Below are 19679 nucleotides of genomic sequence, written 5' to 3'. Positions count from 1 at the left end.
GAGCCGTCGCGGCAGCCCGGCCGGTACGGCCCCGGATCAGCCGAGGACCAGCACCACCAGGGCCGCCGTCGCCGCCGTCTCCTCCACCGCGCCGAACACGTCCCCCGTCACCCCGCCGAACCGCCGCACGCAGTGCCGCAGCAGCACCTCGGACGCCCCGAGCGCGAGCAGCGCGGCAAGACCGTGGTGCACCGCTCCGCCCGCCCCGCCGCCCAGGCCGGCCGCCGCGCAGGCCGCGACCGCGACCACCGCGACCGGGACCGCCCACCGCACCGGAACCGTGCCGGCCACCACCGCGCCCAGTCCCTCCGGACGGGCCGCCGGCACGCCCCGGCGCGAGGCCAGGGTCAGGGCGAGGCGGGCGGCGACGGCGGCCACCACCGTGCCGGCCGCTCCCCGCGCCCACCCGTGCCCGTAGAGCTCGTGGCCGGCGGCGACCTGGGCCAGCAGCACGAAGAGCAGGGTGATCACGCCGAACGGCCCGATGTCCGACTGCTTCATGATCCGCAGCGCGTCCTCGGCCGGCTTGCCGCTGCCGAGCCCGTCCGCCGTGTCCGCGAGGCCGTCCAGATGGAGCCCCCGGGTGAGCGCGGCCGGTACGACGGCGGAGGCGACGGCCGCGAGCAGCGGACCCGAACCCAGCAGCAGCGCCAGCGAGCCGGCCGCCGCCGCGAGCAGCCCCACCACGAGCCCGGCGAGCGGCGCGCAGAGCATGCCCGCACGGGCGGCGTCACGGTCCCAGCGGGTGACGCGGACGGGCAGCACCGTGAGGGTGCCGAAGGCGAAGCGGAGGCCGTGGCTGTTCAGGGAGGTCACCGCGAGCACGTTAGTGCCCGGGTCTTCTGCCCCGTAGGCCCGGTCCGGGCGGAAGCCCCAGCCCGTGCGCAACGGCGGCCGATCGGACAAGATGTGACGAATGCGCATCAAGGCCGTCGACCGGGAGAGGGTGGCATGGGTCACTGGTGGCACACCAACATCACCGAGCCCGGAAAGCTGCCTCTGCTCCTCGCACTGGCCGCGTTCGTGCTGACCTTCGCCATCACCCGCACCATCACCCGCATGATCCGCGCCGGGAAAGGGCCGTTCCGCAACATCACCCCCGGCGGGGTCCACGTCCACCACGTCGTCCCCGGGGTGGTGCTCTCCGTCCTCGGCGGCTTCGGCGCCGTCGCCTCCGGCCAGCACAGCGTCACCGCGATGGTCTTCGCGGTGATCTTCGGAGTCGGGGCGGGCCTGGTGCTGGACGAGTTCGCGCTCATCCTGCACCTGGACGACGTCTACTGGACCGAGCAGGGGCGCCAGAGCGTGGAGATGGTCGTACTGACGACCTCGCTCGTGCTGCTGGTCCTCGCGGGCTTCTCGCCCCTCGGAGTCGACGAACTGACGGACGAGCAGGAGAACGGCCGGCTCGGCCTCGTCCTGACGATGGTCGTCAACTTCCTCTTCGTGCTGGTCACGCTCTTCAAGGGCAAGGCCCGCATGGCGGTCGTCGGGGCCCTCGTCCCCTTCGTCGCGGTGATCGGCGCCCTCCGCCTGGCCCGCCCCGCCTCCCCGTGGGCCAAGCGGTTCTACGGCCGCCGCCACAAGGCCCGCGCCCGCTCGGTGCTGCGCGCCTACCACCACGACGTGCGCTGGGCCGGGCCCCGCCGCAAGTTCCAGGACCTGATCGGCGGGGCCCCGGACCGCGTACCGCTGCCCGGCCCGAAACCCTGACCCGTACTCACACGGCCGGGCCGGCCACGACCTCGTCCTGTGCGTCGTCCCGCTCGTCCTGGTCGTCCTGGTCGGAGCCCGCCCCGTCGGAGACCTCGGGCTTCTCCGGCTCACGCTCCGGCAGTTCGGCGGCGAACGCGGCCGCGGCGCGCACCAGCGGAAGGGCCAGCAGGGCGCCCGTACCCTCGCCGACCGTGACCCCGTGGTCGAGCAGCGGCGTCAGCGCCATCCGGTCCAGCGCCTTCGCCTGCGCCGGCTCACCGCTCGCGTGCCCGGCCAGCCACCAGTCCGGCGCCCGGAACGCGGCCCGCTGCGCCACCAGCGCGCAGGCCGCCGAGACCACACCGTCCAGGACCACCGGGAGCCGTCGCACCGCGCACTGGAGCAGGAACCCGGTCATCGCGGCGAGATCCGCGCCGCCCACCGCCGCCAGCAGCTCCACCTGGTCCCCGAGCACCGGACGGGCCCGGCGCAGCGAGTCCCGGATCGCCGCGCACTTGCGCATCCACGCCAGGTCGTCGATCCCCGCGCCGCCCCGCCCGGTCACCACCGAGGCGTCGGTGCCGCACAGCGCCGCGATCAGGGTGGCCGCCGCAGTCGTCCCGCCCACGCTGAGGTCGCCCAGCACCACCAGGTCGGTACCGGAGTCCGCCTCCTCGTCCGCGATCCTGATGCCCAGCCGCACGGCCTCGGCCGCCTCCTCGGCGGTCAGGGCGTCCTCGACGTCGATCCGCCCGGTCCCGCGCCGCACCCGGCTCCGTACGACGGACTCGGGCAACAGCTCCGGGTCGCAGTCCAGGCCCGCGTCGACGATCCGTACCGGCACCGAGAAGGTCCGGGCCAGCACCGCCAGCGGGGTCGCCCCGTCCAGGGTGGCCCGGACCAGTTCGTACGCGCTCCCCGCGGCACGCCCGGAGACGCCCAGTTCGGCCACCTTGTGGTCCCCGGCGAAGAGCACCACGCGCGGCTGGTCCACGGGCCGGACCGGCACGGACTGCTGCGCGGCGGACAGCCACTCGCCCAGTTCGTCGAGCCGGCCGAGCGCGCCGGGAGGGACGATCAGCCGTCCCCGGCGGTCCTCGGCGTCGCGCCGCACACCGCCGTCGGGGCGCTCGATCAGGTCGGAGAAGTCGTCCAGGTTCACGGAGATCTGCCTCGCGGGTCGTTGCGTCGGGGGCCGGAGCCCGCGGGCGGGCTCCCTGCGGAACAGTATCCGGACAGCGTCCGCCGCATCCTTCCCCCGGGCCGTTCCCGAGGGCCTGCCGACGCCCCCGGGGAGAAGCCGCGGGAGAGCCCGCCGGAGAGATTGCCGCCGCCCGCCTCTGGCCGCGTGGAGCTACCCGGCGGTATACAAGCTCCGTCATGTCGTGCGGCGCCCACGTCCCGGCGCCGGCCCGCACGGTGGCGTCGAGGGCTCACGGGGAGGAACGGGCATGGTGGACAACGGACTTGCGGGTAGCACGGCCACGGGTACGGCGGCGCGGCGACGGGCGCGGGCGACGGTGGTGGGGGCCGCGCTCGGGAGCTGCGCGCTGCTCGTGGCCTCGGTGACCCCGGCCGCGGCGCACGGCGGGGAGCCCGGGCACGGCACGGGAGCCGGCCACGGAACCGCGCGGGGCCACGGCGGAGGCAACGGGCACGGCGGGAGCGACGGGCACGGCGGGCACGGCGGGCACGGCGGGGGTCCGGCGCGGGGCCCGCGCTACGTCGCGCTCGGGGACTCGTACACCTCGGGACCGGCCATCCCGCCGCAGGCCGACCTCGGCTGCGCCCGCTCCGCCCGCAACTACCCCTCCCTGGTCGCCGGGCGGAAGAACGCGTCCGCCTTCGCGGACGTCAGCTGCGGCGGCGCGACGACCGAGCAGATGTGGACGGCGCAGGGCGCCAACGCCCCGCAACTCCAGGCTCTCCGGCGCGACACCGAGCTTGTCACGCTCCAGATCGGCGGCAACGACGTCGGTTTCGGGTCGATCATCGCCACCTGCGCCGGTCTGGGCGTCCAGGCCCCGGCGGGCGATCCGTGCCGGAGCCACTACACCGCCTCCGGGACGGACCAGCTGGCCGACGCCGTCGCCGCGACCGCCCCGAAGATCGAGCGCGTGCTGCGGGCCGTGCACGCGCGGTCGCCGCACGCCCGGGTGCTGGTCGTCGGCTACCCCGACCTGCTGCCCGACGACGGGATCGGCTGCTTCCCCGCGGTGCCCTTCGCGGCCGGGGACTTCCCCTATCTCCGGGACACCGAGAAGCGGCTCAACGCGATGCTCCGCACCGTGGCCGTCCGCAACCGTGCCGAGTACGTCGACACCTACGGGCCCACCGTCGGGCACGACATGTGCAAGGCCCCCGAGGACCGCTGGATCGAGCCGCTCGTCCCGGCCTCGCCCGCGGCTCCCGCCCACCCGAACGCCACGGGCGAGCAGGCCATGGCGACCGCCGTACTGCACCGGCTGAGGTAGCTCCGGCACGGGCCGGGCACGGCCGCCCGGGCGCGGGCCCCGGGGGCCGGGCGGGAGCCTGGCGCCCCCGCCCGGCTGCCGCCCGGCCCGCTGCCCGGCCCCGCCCGGCTCCCCTCAGCCCCGCAGCACCACCGGCAGGCCTGCCACCACCAGCAGCACCGTTTCGCACTCGGCGGCGAACGCCGCGTTCAGCCGCCCCAGTTCGTCCCGGAACCGCCGCCCGGCCGCCGTCGCGGGGACCACGCCCGACCCCACCTCGTTCGTCACCGCCACCACGGTCCGCGAGGTCTCCCGCACGGCGGCGACCAGCTCCGCGACCCGCGCCCGCAGCGCCTTCTCGCCGCCGTCCGCCCACCGGCCGTCGTCCCAGGCGTCGACCCGGTCCATCGCGTCGGTCAGCCAGAGCGAGAGGCAGTCGATCAGCAGCGGCGGCCCGTCCGCCCGCAGCAGCTCCGCCACCTCGCAGGTCTCCTCGGTGCGCCAGGCGGACGGCCGGCGCTCCCGGTGCAGCCCGATGCGCGCCGCCCACTCGCCGTCCCCGTCCCGGCGGCCGCCCGTCGCCACGTACACCACGTCGGGGAAGGTCTCCAGCCGCAGCTCCGCCTCCACCGACTTCCCCGAGCGGGCGCCCCCGGTCACCAGGGTTCGCCGGGGCACCGCGGGGAGAGGGAGGTACTCCCCGGTCACCAGGGTCGTCCCGTCGGGCACCGCCCGGGCCCCGGCCGCCGCGAGCCGGCGGTCCAGCTCGGCCCCGGGCGGGGCGTCGTGGTCCAGGTGGACCGCGACGACCTCGGTGGCCGGCCCGACCGCGTCCACCGCGCGCAGCCGCGCCAGCGCGTCGGGCCGCCCCACCACGTCGCCGACCACCAGGTCGTACGGCTCCGGGAACGGCTCGGCGAGCCCGGCCGGAGCGGCGCCCTGCGGCAGGTACAGCAGCCGGTCGCCGGTGGGGGAGGTGACCTCGTACCCGGTGCCCGGCGCGTCCATCGGCACCGCCCGCACCCGGTGCCCGCTGATCAGCGTCAGCACCTGCCCGTCCGGCACCCGGCCCGCCCGGGGGAGCCCGGGGGGCAGCTCGACGGCGGGCCCGTTCTGGGGGCGGGTCAGCAGCACCTGGCGGACCCCGGCCAGCGAGTGCCCCGCCCGGGCGGCGGCGAGCGCCGCCCCCGGGGTGAGGTCGAGCAGCACGGCGTCGTCGACCAGGAGGGCCGTCGTGGCCCGCGCGGACCCGCCGCGGGCGGTCGCGCACACGGCGCAGGGGCAGTCGGGCCGGGGCAGCCCGCCTGGGGCTCCGGTGCCGAGGAGAGTCAGTTCCACACCATGATCCTGCCGCGTGCGCGCCGGGCGTGCGCGCCCGGCCACACCCCCGTGACCCGCCCGGACACGGCCCGAGGGCCCCGGCGGGCCGCCCGGCGCCCCCGCGGGCGTCTTCCGGAAGCGGGTTCCCGGCCTCCTGGGGGCAATCTTCCGGACGATCACGGCAGGATCGAGGGCCGAGGCCCTAGGCTCGGGGCAGCAACAGGGACCCAGGAGGCTGACATGGCGTGGACGTGGCGGTTCGAGAAGTCCGACGGTACGGAGACGGAGCCGGCGCTGCAGCCGGAGGAATTCACGACGCAGGGTGACGCGGAGTCCTGGATCGGCGAGTTCTGGAAGGAACTCCTGGACGGCGGGGCGGACCAGGTGACGCTCTTCGACGACTCCACGAAGATCTACGGCCCGATGAGCCTCCACGCGGAACCGGAGCCCGAGCCGGACTCCGAGCCCGACCCGGAGCCCGCCGGAACCGGCGCCGCCGCCGAGCCCACCGGAACCGGGTCCGCGGCCGAAGCCGCCGGAACCGGCACCGCCGCCGAAGCCGCGGCGGACCCGGACCCGGGCCCGGAGGCCGAGACCGTCTGACCGTTCGGGAGCGGGCGGCCCCGGAAACCCCCGGACCGCCCGCTCCCGAACCCACCGACCGCTCCCGGTCCCGCCGTCCTCTCCCGAACCCACCGACCGCTCCCGGCCCCGCCCCTCCGGTCAGATCTCGCCGAGCGTGACCTCCGCCGTCCGCGTCGCACCGCCGCGGGTGTACGTCACCCGGACCCTGTCCCCGGGCGTCTCGGCGGCGAGCGCCTCCGCGAGCGAGGTGATCGTGGTGACCTCGGTGTCGCCGATCCTGGTGACGATGTCGCCGACCCGCATCCCCGCGTCGTACGCGGCCCCTCCCCGCTCCACGCTCACCAGAGCCACGCCGGCGGGCTGGTAGTCGTCGTCGACGACGGTACGGCCGGTGATGTCGAGCGCGGCCCGCCCCGAGTCGGTGACCTTGCCCTTCTCGATGATCTGGTCCGCGATGGTCTTCACCGTCGACACCGGGATGGCGAAGCCGATGCCGGGTGCCGCGCTGTTGCCGAGGGCCGGGTCGGTCGCCGCGAGGGTCGGGATGCCGATGACCTCGCTCTCCAGGTCGACCAGGGCGCCCCCGCTGTTGCCCGGGTTGATCGCCGCCGAGGTCTGCACCATGTTGGCGAGGGTCGCCCCCGTGCCGCCTCCCGTCCGGGACTCGCTGACCGTCCGGCCGAGCGCGGAGACGATGCCCTGGGTGACGCTGCTGGAGAGGCCCAGCGGCGAGCCCATCGCCAGCACGATCTGCCCCACCTCGACCTTCTCCGAATCACCGAACTTCGCCGCCCGCAGTCCGTCCGGCGGGTCGTCGAGGCGGATGACCGCGAGGTCCTGCGCCGGGTAGGACGAGACCAGGGAGGCGGCGAGCACCTTCTCCCCGGTGGCGACGCTGACCTTGAAGGACTTCTCGTCGCCCACGACGTGCGCGTTGGTCACGATGTTGCCGTCGTCGTCGTAGACGATGCCGGAGCCCAGCCCGTCGGTGGTCTGGATCTGCACGACGGAGGGCAGCACGTCGGCGATGACCCGCTGGTAGTCGTTCTGCAGCTGCGCGACGGCGCGGGACGCGGAATCCTGCCGGGCGGCCGACGGGGAGGCCGCGGAAGAGTCCGGACCTGATCCGGAGCCGGAGCCGGAGCAGCCGCCCACCAGGGCGAGGGCGCAGAGGCCCGCGGCCAGGGACGACGGCAGTCGGCGTGCGAGGCTGCGGGAGGGGGATACGTCCATGTCCGGAGTATCCCGTTCGCCCCTCGTCCGCGGCGGGTGCTGCTGGGCCGAACGGACCGGGCTCCGGCGGGGTCCGGAGACCGCCCGGGCCCGTCAGGTCCTTTCGCCGCGCACGCCGCACAGGTGGAGCAGCGCGGCCACCCGCCGGTACGGATCGGTCCGCCCGGCCCGTTCCTCGGCGGCGAAGATCTGCTCCAGCTCGACGGCGTCGGGCAGCGGGGCGTCGCCCGGGGTGTTGTCGGTGAAGACACGCACCCCGTACCAGGCGTGCAGCGGCGCCGCGATCCCCGCCAGGGTGGCGGTCAGCGCGTCGAGCCGGTCGGCCCGGACCTGGAGGCCGAGGCGGTTGGTGTAGCAGGCGGTGTCGAAGGCAGCGTGTGCGGAGCCGAAGTCACCGGCCGCGGCCGGGCGCATCGCCAGCGCGTCGCCGTTGCGTACGAGGAGCGAGAGGAGACCGCCGGGGGCCAGCACCCGGGCCAGCCCCGCCAGCAGGGCGTCCGGCTCCTCGACGTACATCAGTACGCCGTGGCAGAGCACCATGTCGAAGCTGCCGGGGAGGAAGTGGACCCCCGTCTCCGAGCCGTCGCCCTCGATCAGCCGGACGCGCTCGCGGATGCCCTCGGGCTCGCGGGCCAGCGCCTCACGGGCCGAGGCCAGCATCTCGGGGTCGGAGTCCAGGCCGGTCACCGTGTGACCGGCCCGTGCCAGACGCAGGGCCTGAGTGCCCTGGCCCAGTCCGACGTCGAGGATGCTCAGCCGCCGCCCCACCGGGAAGCGGGCGGCTATCTGCTCGTCCAGCTGCCGGGCCACGAGCTCCTGGCGGACGATGTTGCGCAGTCCGCCGAGGCCCGCGAGCCAGGTGGAGGAGCCACCGGTGAAGCCGGAGGTATCCGCGGTCAGGGCCGCTCTCCTCGCTTGACCTGCGGCTTCGGCAGCCGGAGCCGGCGCATCTGAAGCGTGCGCATCAGGCCGTAGGCGACGGCGCCGCGCTGCGGGGTGTCCGGGAAGCGGATGCGCAGCTGCTTGCGCAGCCGGAAGGCCAGGCCGATCGAGTCCAGCACGATCAGCACGATCACGCCGAGCCAGAGCAGCAGCGAGATGTTCTGGATGTTCCGGATCTGGATCACGCTGAGGACCAGGATGACCACGGCCATCGGCAGGAACCACTCGGCGATGCAGAAGCGCGAGTCCACGAAGTCACGGACGAAGCGCCGCACCGGACCCTTGTCGCGGACCGGGAGGTAGCGCTCGTCGCCGGATGCGAGGGCCTCGCGCTGCTTGGCCATGTCGACCCGGCGTGCTTCACGCGATCGCTTCACCGCCTCCTTGCGGTCGACCGGCGTGGTCGAGGCGCGACGCCGCTGCGTCTGCGCCTCGCTCCGCTTCGGCGTGGGGCGACCCTTGGGAGCCTGCGGGTCGCGGGACTGGGTGGAGAGGTCCGCCGTCACCTTGCCGGTGGGGGCCTTCTCTTCTTTGGAACGGCTACGGAACACAAAACCCAAGGGTACGGGGTCGCGTGCGCGGTCGGTCGGACCGGGCGGGAACGATCCGGCAACGGCCCGCGTCCTCAACGGTGTCCCACCGGGGCAACACGGACTCCCACCCCGTCCGGCGCCTGCCCGGCCCGCACCGCCGCACTCCTCCTCGGGCGTGAGCGGGCGCCCGGCGCAGTCGTCCTTGGGGAGGAGCACATCGGGCCCCGAACAGTGCGGTAATGGAGGCAGGGCCCGTACTGTGGGTTCTGTCGGAGTGCTGGAGCTCAGTCGTTACGAAGGGGGCGCGCGAAGCCCATGAGCGGTGTCATGAAGCGTATGGGAATGATCTTCCGCGCGAAGGCGAACAAGGCCCTTGACCGGGCCGAGGATCCGCGCGAGACCCTGGATTACTCGTACCAGAAGCAGCTGGAACTGCTGCAGAAGGTGCGGCGCGGAGTCGCCGACGTGGCGACCTCGCGCAAGCGGCTGGAGCTGCAGCTGAACCAGCTGCAGGGTCAGTCGTCCAAGCTGGAGGACCAGGGCCGCAAGGCGCTCGCGCTCGGCCGGGAGGACCTCGCCCGCGAGGCGCTCTCCCGTCGCGCCGCCCTTCAGCAGCAGGTCACCGACCTGGAGACGCAGCACCAGACGCTGCAGGGCGAGGAGGAGAAGCTCACTCTCGCGGCCCAGCGGCTCCAGGCCAAGGTCGACGCCTTCCGCACCAAGAAGGAGACGATCAAGGCCACCTACACGGCGGCCCAGGCGCAGACCCGCATCGGGGAGGCGTTCTCCGGCATCTCCGAGGAGATGGGCGACGTCGGCCTGGCCATCCAGCGGGCCGAGGACAAGACGCAGCAGCTGCAGGCCCGGGCCGGCGCGATCGACGAGCTGCTCGCCTCCGGCGCCCTGGACGACCCCACCGGCACCGCGAAGGACGACATCGCCGCCGAGCTGGACCGCATCTCCGGTGGTACGGATGTGGAGCTGGAGCTCCAGCGGATGAAGGCCGAACTGGCCGGCGGCACCTCGGCGGGCCAGCAGGCCATCGAGGGCGGCTCCCAGGACACCGCTCCCGGCTCCCAGCAGCAGTCACCGCACCGGTACGACAAGAGCTGAGGAACGGTCATGATCGTACGGATCATGGGGGAGGGCCAGGTAGAGCTGGCCGACGGCAGCATCGCCGAGCTGAACGCGCTCGACGACGAACTGCTCGCGGAGATGGAGCGCGGCGACGGCGCCGGCTTCCGCACCACGCTGCACGCCCTGCTCGGCCGGGTGCGCGAGCTGGGCTCGCCGCTGCCGGACGACTCCCTGGAGCCGTCCGAGCTGATCCTGCCGTCCCCCGACGCCACCCTCGAAGAGGTCCGCGCCATGCTCCACGACGACGGGCTGATCCCCGGCTGACCCACCGCACCCCGCACTCCACTCCACGCCACCGCCCGCCCGGGACCACCGGGCGGGCGGTGGCGCGTCACGGGCCGCGGCGGGGGTGCGCGGCGTCACGGGCCGCGGCGGGTGCGCTCCGGCGTGGGCACCGTGCGCGCGCGGGAGCGTCGGGGCGCGCGCGGGGCGTACCGGAGCGCGATGCCCGCCGCCCCGGCGACCCCGCCTCCCGCACGCCGTACCGTTGCCCGACGTGACCACTCTCGGAACCGGACTCGCGCGCGCCCGCCGCTGGCTGCGGGTCCACCCGCTCGCCTTCGACGCCGCGCTCGCCCTCGCCGTCCTCGGGAGCATGCTCGCGGCGTCCTTCGCCGACGCGGGACCCGGCCACCACGGACCCTCCTTCGGCTCCCGGAGTCCCGCCGCCTCCAGCGTCGTCCTGATGCTGCTCGGCGCCGCGGCTCTGGTACTGCGCAGGAAGCGGGCCATCCAGGTGCTCGGCTTCACCTGCTTCCTGTCGGTCGTGGAGTTCGTGGTGGTCGATCCGCCGGGGCCCGTGGTGATGTGCGCGGTCGTGGCCCTCTTCACCGTCGCCTCCCGCACCGACCGGCCCACCACCTGGCGGGTCGGACTGGTCACCATCGGAGCTCTCGCCGCCGCCGCGATGATCTTCGGCGCCGCCCCCTGGTACAGCCAGATCAACCTGGGCGTCGTCGCCTGGACCGGGCTCGCCGCCGCGGCCGGGGACGCAGTACGCAGCCGTCGGGCCTTCATCGACGCGATCCAGGAACGCGCCGAACGCGCCGAGCGCACCCGGGACGAGGAGGCCCGCCGCCGCGTCGCGGAGGAGCGCCTGCGCATCGCCCGCGACCTGCACGACGTCGTCGCGCACCACATCGCGCTGGTCAACGTCCAGGCCGGGGTCGCCGCCCACGTCATGGACAAGCGGCCGGACCAGGCCAAGGAGGCGCTCGCGCACGTACGCGACGCCAGCCGCTCCGCGCTCGACGAACTCCGCGCCACCGTGGGGCTGCTGCGCCAGTCCGGCGACCCCACCGCGCCCACCGAACCCGCGCCCGGCCTCGCCGTCCTCGGCGAACTCGTCGACACCTTCCGCAACGCCGGCCTTCCGGTGGAGGTCGCCTGCCCCGAGGAGTCCGCCCCGCTGCCCGCCGCCCTCGACCTGGCCGCCTACCGGGTCGTCCAGGAGGCGCTGACCAATGTGCGCAAGCACGCCGGAGCCGGCACGAAGGCCGAGGTCAGCGTCGTACGGATCGGGGCGACGGCCGAGGTGACCGTGCTCGACAACGGCCGCGGCACCCCCGCCGTCCCCGCCCAGGGCGGACCCGGCGGCGGCCACGGCCTCCTCGGTATGCGCGAACGCGTCACCGCGCTCGGCGGCACCCTCACCGCGGGCCCCCGCTACGGCGGCGGATTCCGGGTGCATGCGATCCTCCCGGTGGACGTCCGGCCGGGCGATCCGGAACGTACGGGGGGACTCGCGTGAGCGTGATCAGGGTGCTGCTCGCCGACGACCAGGCCCTGCTGCGCAGCGCGTTCCGGGTGCTGGTCGACTCGGAACCCGACATGCGGGTCGTCGGCGAGGCGGCCGACGGCGCCCAGGCGGTGGAGCTCGCCCGCGCCGCCGTCCCCGACGTCGTCCTGATGGACATCCGGATGCCCGGCACCGACGGCCTCGCCGCGACCCGCCTGATCAGTGCGGACCCGGCGCTGTCCGGCGTACGGGTCGTCATGCTGACCACCTTCGAAGTGGACGAGTACGTCGTGGAGTCGCTGCGGGCCGGGGCCTCCGGCTTCCTCGGCAAGGGCGCGGAACCCGAGGAACTCCTCCAGGCGATACGCGTCGCGGCGGCGGGCGAGGCGCTGCTTTCCCCGGCCGCCACCAAGGGGCTGATCGCCACCTTCCTCGCGCAGGCGGCCTCCTCGGACGAGCTGCCCGACGCCGCCGCCCACGCCGAGCGGCTGGACGCGCTCACCGTCCGCGAGCGCGAGGTGCTCGTCCAGGTCGCCGCCGGGCACTCCAACGACGAGATCGCCGAACGCCTCGCGGTCAGCCCGCTCACCGTCAAGACCCACGTGAACCGGGCCATGGCGAAGCTGGGCGCCCGCGACCGGGCCCAACTGGTCGTCATCGCCTACGAGTCGGGCCTGGTGCGCCCCCGGGGCGCGTGACGGCCGCCCCCTGATGGCCCCTCGCGTACCGCCCAGGGTGCGGACCGGGTGGAGCCGGGCGTACTCCAGCTGCGGTACACGCGGGTCGTAAAAGCACCCCGGGGGGCGACGTTCCGGCGGAGGCGATCAGGGATCGTATGAGTGGATCGGGTGTGTCCCCATCGAAGCCACGCATCCGGCCAACACCGCGTACGCCACAGAAGAGAGACCCCACCCATGTCCTGGCTGTCAAGGTTCAGCCTCGCGCAACGGGCCCTGATCGGGCTGATCTCCGTCGTCGCCCTCGTTTTCGGCGCGATAGCGATCCCGCAGCTCAAGCAGCAGCTGCTGCCGACCATCGAACTGCCGATGGTGTCGGTCCTGGCGCCCTATCAGGGGGCGTCCCCCGATGTGGTCGAGAAGCAGGTCGTCGAACCGCTCGAGAACGCCATCAAGGCCGTCGACGGCATCGACGGCGTCACCTCGACCGCCAGCGAGGGCAACGCCGTCGTCATGGCCAGCTTCGACTTCGGGGACGAGGGCACCAAGCAGCTCGTCGCCGACATCCAGCAGGCCGTGAACCGGGCGCGCAACCAGCTCCCGGAGGGCGTCGACCCGCAGGTCATCGCCGGTTCCACCGACGACATCCCGACCGTGGTCCTCGCCGTCACCTCGGACAAGGACCAGCAGGCGCTCGCCGACCAGCTGGACCACACCGTGGTGCCCGCGCTGGAGGACATCGACGGCGTCGGCCAGGTCGCCGTCAACGGCGTCCAGGACGTGCAGGTCACCGTCGTCCCCGACGACAGGAAGCTCGCGGCGGCCGGCCTCACCCAGGCGTCCCTCTCCCCGGCGCTTCAGGCGGCCGGTGCCACCACCGCGGCCGGTTCCTTCGCGGAGTCCGGCAAGAGCCGCACCATCCAGGTCGGTGGCGGGTTCACCTCGCTCCAGCAGATCGAGGACGTCCGGATCGTTCCCGGCGCCGACATCGGCAAGCCCGGCAAGCCGGTCCGCCTCGGTGACATCGCGACCGTGAAGCAGGAGGAGGCCGCCCCGGTCTCCATCACCCGCACCAACGGCAAGCCCAGCCTCGCCGTGATGGCGACGATGGACCAGGACGGCAGCGCCGTCGCGATCTCCGACGCGGTCGAGAAGATCCTCCCCGACCTGCGCAAGGACCTGGGTTCCGGTGCGGAGCTGACGGTCGTCACCGACCAGGGGCCGGCCGTCTCCAAGGCGATCTCCGGTCTGACCACCGAGGGTGCGCTCGGCCTGGTCTTCGCCGTCGTGGTGATCCTGCTCTTCCTCGCCTCGATCCGTTCGACGCTCGTCACCGCGGTCTCCATCCCGCTCTCCGTGGTCCTCGCGCTCATCGTGCTGTGGACCCGTGACCTGTCGCTCAACATGCTCACCCTCGGCGCGCTGACCATCGCGATCGGCCGGGTCGTGGACGACTCGATCGTCGTCCTGGAGAACATCAAGCGGCACCTCGGCTACGGCGAGGAGCGCCACGCGGCGATCGTCGCCGCGGTGAAGGAGGTGGCCGGAGCGGTCACCGCCTCCACCCTCACCACCGTCGCCGTCTTCCTGCCGATCGGTCTCGTCGGCGGCATGGTCGGCCAGCTCTTCGGCTCGTTCTCGATCACCGTGACGGCCGCGCTGCTGGCCTCGCTGCTGGTGTCGCTGACCGTGGTTCCGGTCCTCTCCTTCTGGTTCCTGCGCGCCCCCAAGGGCACCGCCGAGAACCCGGACGAGGCCCGCCGCAAGGCCGAGGAGAAGGAGGCGGCGAGCCGGCTCCAGAAGTTCTACGTCCCCGTCCTGCGCTTCGCGACCCGGCGCCGCATCACCAGCGTGGTGATCGCGCTGGTGATCCTGCTCGGCACCTTCGGCATGGCCCCCCTGCTGAAGACGAACTTCTTCGACCAGGGCGAGCAGGACGTCCTCTCCGTCACGCAGAAGCTGACCCCGGGGACGAGCCTCGCCGCGGCCGACGAGGCCGCCCGCAAGGTGGAGAAGGTCATCGCCGCCGACAAGGGAGTGAAGGACTACCAGGTCACCGTCGGTTCCTCCGGCTTCATGGCCGCCTTCGGCGGCGGCACGGGAGCCAACCAGGCCTCGTACCAGATCACCCTGAAGGACTCCGGCGCGTACGAGGCCACCCAGAAGCGGATCGAGGACGGCCTCGCGAAGCTGGACGGCATCGGCCAGACCAGCATCGCGGCGGGCGGCGGCTTCGGCAGCCAGGACCTGAGCGTCGTGGTCAAGGCCGCCGACGGTGACGTGCTGAAGAAGGCGTCCGAGGCGGTGCGCGCCGAGGTCGCGAAGATCGACGGCGTCACCGACGTCCAGAGCGACCTGTCGCAGAGCGTGCCGCGCATCTCGGTCCGCGCCAACGACAAGGCCGCGGCCGCCGGGTTCGACCAGACCAGGATCGGTGCGCTGGTCACCGGGGCGGTCGCCGGTACGAACTCCGGCAAGGCCATGCTGGACGACACCGAGCGGAACGTCGTCGTGAGGTCCGCGACGCCGGCCACCACCCTGGCCCAACTCAAGGAGATCCCGGCCGGCAGGGTGAAGCTCGGCCAGATCGCCGACGTCGAGCTGGTCCCCGGCCCGGTCTCCATGACCCGGATCGACGGTCAGCGCGCCGCCACCATCACGGCCAGGCCCACCGAGGACAACACCGGCGCGGTCAGCACCGAGCTCTCCTCGAAGCTCAAGGCGCTGGACCTTCCCGAGGGCGCCACCGCCACCATCGGCGGCGTCAGCGCGGACCAGGACAGCGCGTTCAAGAACCTCGCGCTGGCCATGCTCGCGGCCATCGCGATCGTCTTCATCCTGCTGGTCGCGACCTTCCGTTCGCTGATCCAGCCGCTGATCCTGCTGGTCTCCATCCCGTTCGCGGCGACCGGTGCGCTCGGTCTGCTGATCGTCACCGGCACCCCGATGGGCGTCCCGGCGATGATCGGCATGCTGATGCTCATCGGCATCGTGGTCACCAACGCGATCGTGCTGATCGACCTGATCAACCAGTACCGGTCCCAGGGCATGGGTGTGGTCGAGGCGGTCGTCGAGGGCGGCCGTCACCGGCTCCGCCCGATCCTGATGACCGCTCTGGCGACGATCTTCGCGCTGCTGCCGATGGCGCTCGGCGTCACCGGCGAGGGCGGCTTCATCTCCCAGCCGCTGGCCGTCGTCGTGATCGGCGGACTCATCACCTCCACCCTGCTGACGCTCCTGCTGGTGCCGACGCTGTACGCCATGGTGGAGCTGCGCAAGGAGCGCCGGGCCAAGAAGAAGGCGGCCAAGCGCGCGGCGAAGGGCGAAGTCCCCGCACAAGGCGGCTCCGCCGCGGGTACGGACTCCGACGCGGGTACGGACGGCTCCCGCGAGGCGGCCCACTCCGGCGTCTGACGGCGCCCGGCACCCGCGAAAAGGGCCCGGCCCCCGCACTCTCCTCACGGGAGTGCGGGGGCCGGGCCCTTCGGCGTACGAGGCGTACGAGGCGTACGGGGCGTACGGGGGCGCGGCGCCCTACGGCAGCGCGAGCATCCGCTCCAGCGCCAGCTTCGCGTACTTCTCCGTCTCCGGGTCGACCTCGATCCGGTTGACCAGCTTGCCCTCGGCCAGCGACTCCAGCGTCCAGACCAGGTGGGGCAGGTCGATCCGGTTCATGGTGGAGCAGAAGCAGACCGTCTTGTCGAGGAAGACGATCTCCTTGTCCTCGGCGGCGAAACGGTTCGCCAGGCGACGCACCAGGTTGAGCTCCGTGCCGATGGCCCACTTGGAGCCGGCCGGGGCCGCCTCCAGGGCCTTGATGATGTACTCCGTCGAGCCGACCTGGTCGGCCGCCGCGACGACCTCGTGCTTGCACTCCGGGTGCACCAGGACGCTGACGCCGGGGATGCGCGCGCGGACGTCCTCGACGGACTCCACCGAGAAGCGCCCGTGCACCGAGCAGTGCCCGCGCCACAGGATCATCTTGGCGTCGCGCAGCTGCTGGGCCGTCAGGCCGCCGTTCGGCTTGTGCGGGTTGTAGAGGACGCAGTCGTCCAGCGACATCCCCATGTCCCGGACGGCGGTGTTGCGGCCCAGGTGCTGGTCGGGGAGGAAGAGGACCTTGTCGCCCTGCTCGAACGCCCACTCCAGTGCCCGCTCGGCGTTGGAGGAGGTGCAGATGGTGCCGCCGTGGCGCCCGGTGAACGCCTTGATGTCGGCGGAGGAGTTCATGTACGAGACGGGGACGACCCGGTCGGCGACGCCCGCCTCGGTCAGTACGTCCCAGCACTCGGCGACCTGCTCGGCGGTGGCCATGTCGGCCATCGAGCAGCCGGCCGCCAGGTCGGGCAGCACGACCTTCTGGTCGTCGCCGGTCAGGATGTCGGCGGACTCGGCCATGAAGTGCACGCCGCAGAAGACGATGTACTCGGCCTCCGGGCGGGCCGCGGCGTCACGGGCCAGCTTGAAGGAGTCGCCGGTGACGTCCGCGAACTGGATGACCTCGTCGCGCTGGTAGTGGTGGCCGAGGACGAAGACCTTGTCCCCGAGCTTCTCCTTGGCGGCGCGGGCGCGCTCCACCAGGTCCGGGTCGGACGGAGAGGGCAGGTCGCCGGGGCACTCCACACCGCGCTCGCTCCTCGGGTCGGCCTCACGGCCGAGCAGGAGCAGGGCCAGGGGCGACGGCTGAACATCGAGTTCCACAGGGGGGTGGGCCGTGGTCACGTCACGCACCCTTTCTTGTCATTGGTGAGCGCGGCGAAGCCGGTCGGTGAGGCCGGTGATCTGCGCCGGGAGCCTTTTCGTCTATTTGACGTTATCTATGATAACCGGATCGTGTCACTTTGACGACGTCGTTACCGTCGATGTGACGCATACCCTCGCTCGCGCCGTGTGCGAGCATGAAAAGCAACAGACGGACGTGCGCGCGGAATGAATCCGCGCGCGCGACGGTTGCACCGTCGGCAAGCAGTCCGTACAACCCGGGAGAGAAGCAGATGTCCGTATCGGACGAGACCACCACCGTGAGCGACGGCATCCTCCTGTCCGACGCCGCCGCAGCCAAGGTCAAGGGCCTGCTGGACCAGGAGGGCCGCGACGACCTCGCCCTGCGCGTCGCCGTACAGCCCGGCGGCTGCTCCGGCCTGCGTTACCAGCTCTTCTTCGACGAGCGCTCGCTCGACGGTGACGTGGTGAAGGACTTCGACGGCGTCAAGGTCGTCACCGACCGCATGAGCGCCCCGTACCTCGGCGGTGCCTCGATCGACTTCGTCGACACCATCGAGAAGCAGGGCTTCACGATCGACAACCCCAACGCCACCGGCTCCTGCGCCTGTGGCGACTCCTTCAGCTAAACCCTCACCGGTTCGGCGAGGAACCCCGCACATCACGCGAAGGCGGCCCCGGAAGTGATTCCGGGGCCGCCTTCGCGTGTGCTGCGCGACAAGTCCGTTCAGGCCCGGGGCACCGTCCTGCCCGACGCCGTCTCCACGACGGTCCGCCCGGCGAGCGGAGCGTCCAGGGTCACCGGGAGGGTCTGCTCCTTGGCGACCGCCACGCAGGCCGTCCCGGGCTCCGGCCGCGGTTCGGTGATCGTCACCCTGACCTGCGTACGGCTCTCCTGGGCCTTCGCCGAGTAGGTCCCGCACACGCCGCCCCAGAACGTCACCTCCAGGGTCCGCCCGCGCTCGGTGTACGAGATCGGGGTCACCCCGCGGGCGGGCCGCGACGCGGACGGCGCCCTCAGGTAGGCCGGCGAGACGGCTACCTGGGCGACCGTGGAGACCGCGCCGCCCGTCTCCGGCCGCACGGTGAAGAGCCAGGACGGCACGAGGGCCGGCCGTTCGTCCACGAGCTGCGCCGAGAGCCCGAACACCGCCTTCTCCACCGTCATCGTCCTCGGCGGCGCGATGCGCCCGGAGGACGGTACGCACTGCGGCCCGCCCTTCGCGGCCCCGCCCTCCGTACCGTCCAGGGGCACGGCCGTGGCGCAGGCCGGCTCGGTCTCCCGGGCCGCGTTCAGCGACGTCAGGGCCGTACGCGCGTCCACCACCGGATAGGCGGCGGCCGGCACCGCCGGCGGCGTCGGCAGCAGCCGTCCCGAGGCACCGGACACCGCGCCGTCCGGCCCCACCTGGACATCGGTGGACCAGCCGTGGGTGGGCAGCCCGTCCACCACCGGATCGGCGGTGACCACCCGCAGGGCGCCCAGCGGCCCGCCGTCGGTGAGTGACGCGTCACCCAGGCCCAGCGCGCCGAGCGCCGGCCGGGCCGCCGCCCTCGCGGCCGCCGGGCTCACCGGGCTCCCGCCGGAGGAACCGGAGGCGCACACCGAGTCGGACGGGCAGGGGGAGAGGGGGCTGGTTCCGCGCAGGTACTTCCAGGTGCCCGGCCCCTCCCGGGAGACCTCCAGGTAGGGCTTCGCCCCGCCCGCGCCCAGGCGCCAGTAACCGCCCTGCGACGTCGGGGTGCCCTCCATTCCGAAGGCGCGCGCGAGCCGGGCCGCCTCGGAGAGGGGCACGGTGGCGGCCGCCCGGCGGACCCGCGCCGTCGCGGGTCCCTCCGGCAGGTCGCCGACGGCACGGTAGACCGCCCCGGTGGGCGCCGGCCCGCCGGGAGCGGGGACCGGCGAGGACGGGTCCGCCGGTCCGGAGACGACCAGCGGGGCCGGTTCCGGCGCGGTGGACCCGGACGGCGCGGCGGTGGCGGCGGTCTCCTCCCGGGGGCCGTCCGCGGTGGCCACCCACCACACGCTGCCGCCGCCGGCCAGCACCACCGCGGCCGCCACCGCGGCGACCAGGGCCGAGGACCGTCGCCGCCCGGGGGCGGAGGGAGAGGCCGTGTCGTCGTCGGATCGCTCGATGCTCACCGGAATGCTCCTTCGCCGTCGCTTCCGGGGCGGTTCGCCTCCGCCCTGGTCCCCGGGGCGGGGACGGCGATGTGACGGGGCCGAGCGGCGATCGGTTCCCTCGGGCCGGTCCGGCCCGGGGCGCCGAGCACCCTCCCGGGGGCGGGCGTCCGCCCTCGGGAAGGCGCTGGGACCCGTGCCCCTGGCGGGCGGTCAGCCCCCGTACTCCTCCGTGGCCGCGATCAGCCGCGCGGAGGCGGGCGGCACCGTGACTCCGTGAATCAGGGACGGCGCGACAGGCGGCGTGGCAGTCTTCGGCGGAACGACCCAGTGCGGTGCCATCCGCACGCAGTCACCCCTCAGATCGGCCAGGCTGGTCTCGGTCTCGGACACGACGCTGTGTGTGGGCATATCCGCACCGTACGCACGTATCCCGCCGGGTAGAAAGACCTACTATCGGGTAGTTTCAACCCATCGGCGCCAGTGTCGGAAACGGGTAGCGTGAGGTGTCACGCCGTCCCG

At 73.5% G+C, this 19679-nt stretch carries 17 protein-coding genes and 1 pseudogene; 9 read left to right on the top strand and 9 right to left on the bottom strand.

What is annotated here, in order from left to right:
* Nucleotides 1-36: 36 nt before the first annotated feature.
* Nucleotides 37-816, bottom strand: coding sequence for an adenosylcobinamide-GDP ribazoletransferase (locus OHA55_RS06170; RefSeq protein WP_266703527.1), 780 nt, complete (start codon nucleotides 814-816; stop codon nucleotides 37-39).
* Between the two features lie 135 nt (nucleotides 817-951).
* Here OHA55_RS06170 and OHA55_RS06165 point away from each other — a divergent pair, with 135 nt between their 5' ends.
* Nucleotides 952-1713 carry a hypothetical protein gene (locus tag OHA55_RS06165; protein ID WP_266703525.1) on the top strand — a complete coding sequence of 254 codons (762 nt, stop codon included), beginning with the start codon at nucleotides 952-954 and terminating at the stop codon, nucleotides 1711-1713.
* Nucleotides 1714-1720: 7 nt separating this feature from the next.
* Here OHA55_RS06165 and cobT read toward each other — a convergent pair whose 3' ends face one another.
* Entirely contained in the window at nucleotides 1721-2857 is a 1137-nt protein-coding gene (cobT, locus tag OHA55_RS06160) for a nicotinate-nucleotide--dimethylbenzimidazole phosphoribosyltransferase (protein WP_266703523.1), read from the bottom strand.
* A 289-nt stretch (nucleotides 2858-3146) separates the two neighbouring features.
* Between cobT and OHA55_RS06155 the strand changes: the two genes are divergently transcribed.
* The gene (locus tag OHA55_RS06155) at nucleotides 3147-4169 is read left to right on the top strand and encodes an SGNH/GDSL hydrolase family protein (RefSeq protein ID WP_266703521.1); all 1023 of its coding nucleotides are present in this window, start codon (nucleotides 3147-3149) and stop codon (nucleotides 4167-4169) included.
* 114 nt (nucleotides 4170-4283) lie between these two features.
* Here OHA55_RS06155 and OHA55_RS06150 read toward each other — a convergent pair whose 3' ends face one another.
* Complete coding sequence (locus OHA55_RS06150) at nucleotides 4284-5486, bottom strand: bifunctional adenosylcobinamide kinase/adenosylcobinamide-phosphate guanylyltransferase (protein WP_266703519.1); 1203 nt, start codon at nucleotides 5484-5486, stop codon at nucleotides 4284-4286.
* 222 nt (nucleotides 5487-5708) lie between these two features.
* On the opposite strand from OHA55_RS06150, the pseudogene OHA55_RS06145 reads away from it, so the two are divergent.
* Nucleotides 5709-5909 (top strand): annotated as a pseudogene (locus tag OHA55_RS06145) (hypothetical protein); the annotation flags it as partial.
* A 282-nt stretch (nucleotides 5910-6191) separates the two neighbouring features.
* Here the strand turns inward: OHA55_RS06145 and OHA55_RS06140 are convergent.
* From OHA55_RS06140 to OHA55_RS06130, 3 genes are all read right to left on the bottom strand, one after another.
* On the bottom strand, nucleotides 6192-7286 hold the full coding sequence (locus OHA55_RS06140; protein WP_266703517.1) for a S1C family serine protease: 1095 nt from the start codon (nucleotides 7284-7286) through the stop codon (nucleotides 6192-6194).
* 93 nt (nucleotides 7287-7379) lie between these two features.
* Nucleotides 7380-8123 (bottom strand): bifunctional 2-polyprenyl-6-hydroxyphenol methylase/3-demethylubiquinol 3-O-methyltransferase UbiG, encoded by a 744-nt coding sequence (locus tag OHA55_RS06135; RefSeq protein WP_266710441.1) that lies wholly within the window; start codon nucleotides 8121-8123, stop codon nucleotides 7380-7382.
* Between the two features lie 59 nt (nucleotides 8124-8182).
* A complete protein-coding gene (locus OHA55_RS06130; protein WP_266703515.1) occupies nucleotides 8183-8779 on the bottom strand; it encodes a DUF3043 domain-containing protein in 597 nt (198 codons plus the stop codon).
* Nucleotides 8780-9088: 309 nt separating this feature from the next.
* On the opposite strand from OHA55_RS06130, the gene OHA55_RS06125 reads away from it, so the two are divergent.
* The 5 genes from OHA55_RS06125 to OHA55_RS06105 all read left to right on the top strand — a co-directional run bounded on the left by OHA55_RS06125 (nucleotide 9089) and on the right by OHA55_RS06105 (nucleotide 15727).
* A complete protein-coding gene (locus OHA55_RS06125; protein WP_266703513.1) occupies nucleotides 9089-9874 on the top strand; it encodes a PspA/IM30 family protein in 786 nt (261 codons plus the stop codon).
* Between the two features lie 9 nt (nucleotides 9875-9883).
* Nucleotides 9884-10162 (top strand): hypothetical protein, encoded by a 279-nt coding sequence (locus tag OHA55_RS06120; RefSeq protein WP_266703511.1) that lies wholly within the window; start codon nucleotides 9884-9886, stop codon nucleotides 10160-10162.
* 232 nt (nucleotides 10163-10394) lie between these two features.
* Nucleotides 10395-11648 (top strand): sensor histidine kinase, encoded by a 1254-nt coding sequence (locus OHA55_RS06115; RefSeq protein ID WP_266703509.1) that lies wholly within the window; start codon nucleotides 10395-10397, stop codon nucleotides 11646-11648.
* A complete protein-coding gene (locus tag OHA55_RS06110) occupies nucleotides 11645-12334 on the top strand; it encodes a response regulator transcription factor (protein ID WP_266703507.1) in 690 nt (229 codons plus the stop codon). Before OHA55_RS06115 ends, OHA55_RS06110 begins: the two co-directional genes overlap by 4 nt.
* Before the next feature lie 216 nt (nucleotides 12335-12550).
* Nucleotides 12551-15727, top strand: a complete 3177-nt coding sequence (locus tag OHA55_RS06105; protein ID WP_266703505.1) for an efflux RND transporter permease subunit — start codon at nucleotides 12551-12553, stop codon at nucleotides 15725-15727.
* Between the two features lie 120 nt (nucleotides 15728-15847).
* On the opposite strand, the gene nadA is transcribed toward OHA55_RS06105, so the two are convergent.
* Nucleotides 15848-17044 carry a quinolinate synthase NadA gene (gene nadA / locus OHA55_RS06100; RefSeq protein WP_266703503.1) on the bottom strand — a complete coding sequence of 399 codons (1197 nt, stop codon included), beginning with the start codon at nucleotides 17042-17044 and terminating at the stop codon, nucleotides 15848-15850.
* A 263-nt stretch (nucleotides 17045-17307) separates the two neighbouring features.
* Between nadA and OHA55_RS06095 the strand changes: the two genes are divergently transcribed.
* Complete coding sequence (locus OHA55_RS06095) at nucleotides 17308-17664, top strand: iron-sulfur cluster assembly accessory protein (RefSeq protein ID WP_266703501.1); 357 nt, start codon at nucleotides 17308-17310, stop codon at nucleotides 17662-17664.
* Nucleotides 17665-17762: 98 nt separating this feature from the next.
* On the opposite strand, the gene OHA55_RS06090 is transcribed toward OHA55_RS06095, so the two are convergent.
* Nucleotides 17763-19178: a hypothetical protein gene (locus OHA55_RS06090; RefSeq protein ID WP_266703499.1), complete on the bottom strand. Its 1416-nt coding sequence runs from the start codon at nucleotides 19176-19178 to the stop codon at nucleotides 17763-17765.
* A gap of 192 nt (nucleotides 19179-19370) precedes the next feature.
* Nucleotides 19371-19568 carry a hypothetical protein gene (locus OHA55_RS06085; protein WP_266703497.1) on the bottom strand — a complete coding sequence of 66 codons (198 nt, stop codon included), beginning with the start codon at nucleotides 19566-19568 and terminating at the stop codon, nucleotides 19371-19373.
* Between the last annotated feature and the right edge of the window lie 111 nt (nucleotides 19569-19679).

This window comes from Streptomyces sp. NBC_00102, assembly GCF_026343115.1.
Taxonomy (GTDB): Bacteria; Actinomycetota; Actinomycetes; order Streptomycetales; family Streptomycetaceae; genus Streptomyces.
The sequence above is the reverse complement of the archived record's forward strand: the minus strand, read 5'-3'. Positions and strand labels throughout refer to the sequence as shown.

What these genes read in the sequence shown, in the direction of transcription:
- OHA55_RS06085 (WP_266703497.1), bottom strand. Translation starts at nt 19,568, where the DNA reads ATGCCCACACACAGCGTCGTGTCCGAGACCGAGACCAGCCTGGCCGAT.
- OHA55_RS06140 (WP_266703517.1), bottom strand. Translation starts at nt 7,286, where the DNA reads ATGGACGTATCCCCCTCCCGCAGCCTCGCACGCCGACTGCCGTCGTCC.
- OHA55_RS06105 (WP_266703505.1), top strand. Translation starts at nt 12,551, where the DNA reads ATGTCCTGGCTGTCAAGGTTCAGCCTCGCGCAACGGGCCCTGATCGGG.
- OHA55_RS06155 (WP_266703521.1), top strand. Translation starts at nt 3,147, where the DNA reads ATGGTGGACAACGGACTTGCGGGTAGCACGGCCACGGGTACGGCGGCG.
- OHA55_RS06165 (WP_266703525.1), top strand. Translation starts at nt 952, where the DNA reads ATGGGTCACTGGTGGCACACCAACATCACCGAGCCCGGAAAGCTGCCT.
- OHA55_RS06095 (WP_266703501.1), top strand. Translation starts at nt 17,308, where the DNA reads ATGTCCGTATCGGACGAGACCACCACCGTGAGCGACGGCATCCTCCTG.
- OHA55_RS06120 (WP_266703511.1), top strand. Translation starts at nt 9,884, where the DNA reads ATGATCGTACGGATCATGGGGGAGGGCCAGGTAGAGCTGGCCGACGGC.
- OHA55_RS06125 (WP_266703513.1), top strand. Translation starts at nt 9,089, where the DNA reads ATGAAGCGTATGGGAATGATCTTCCGCGCGAAGGCGAACAAGGCCCTT.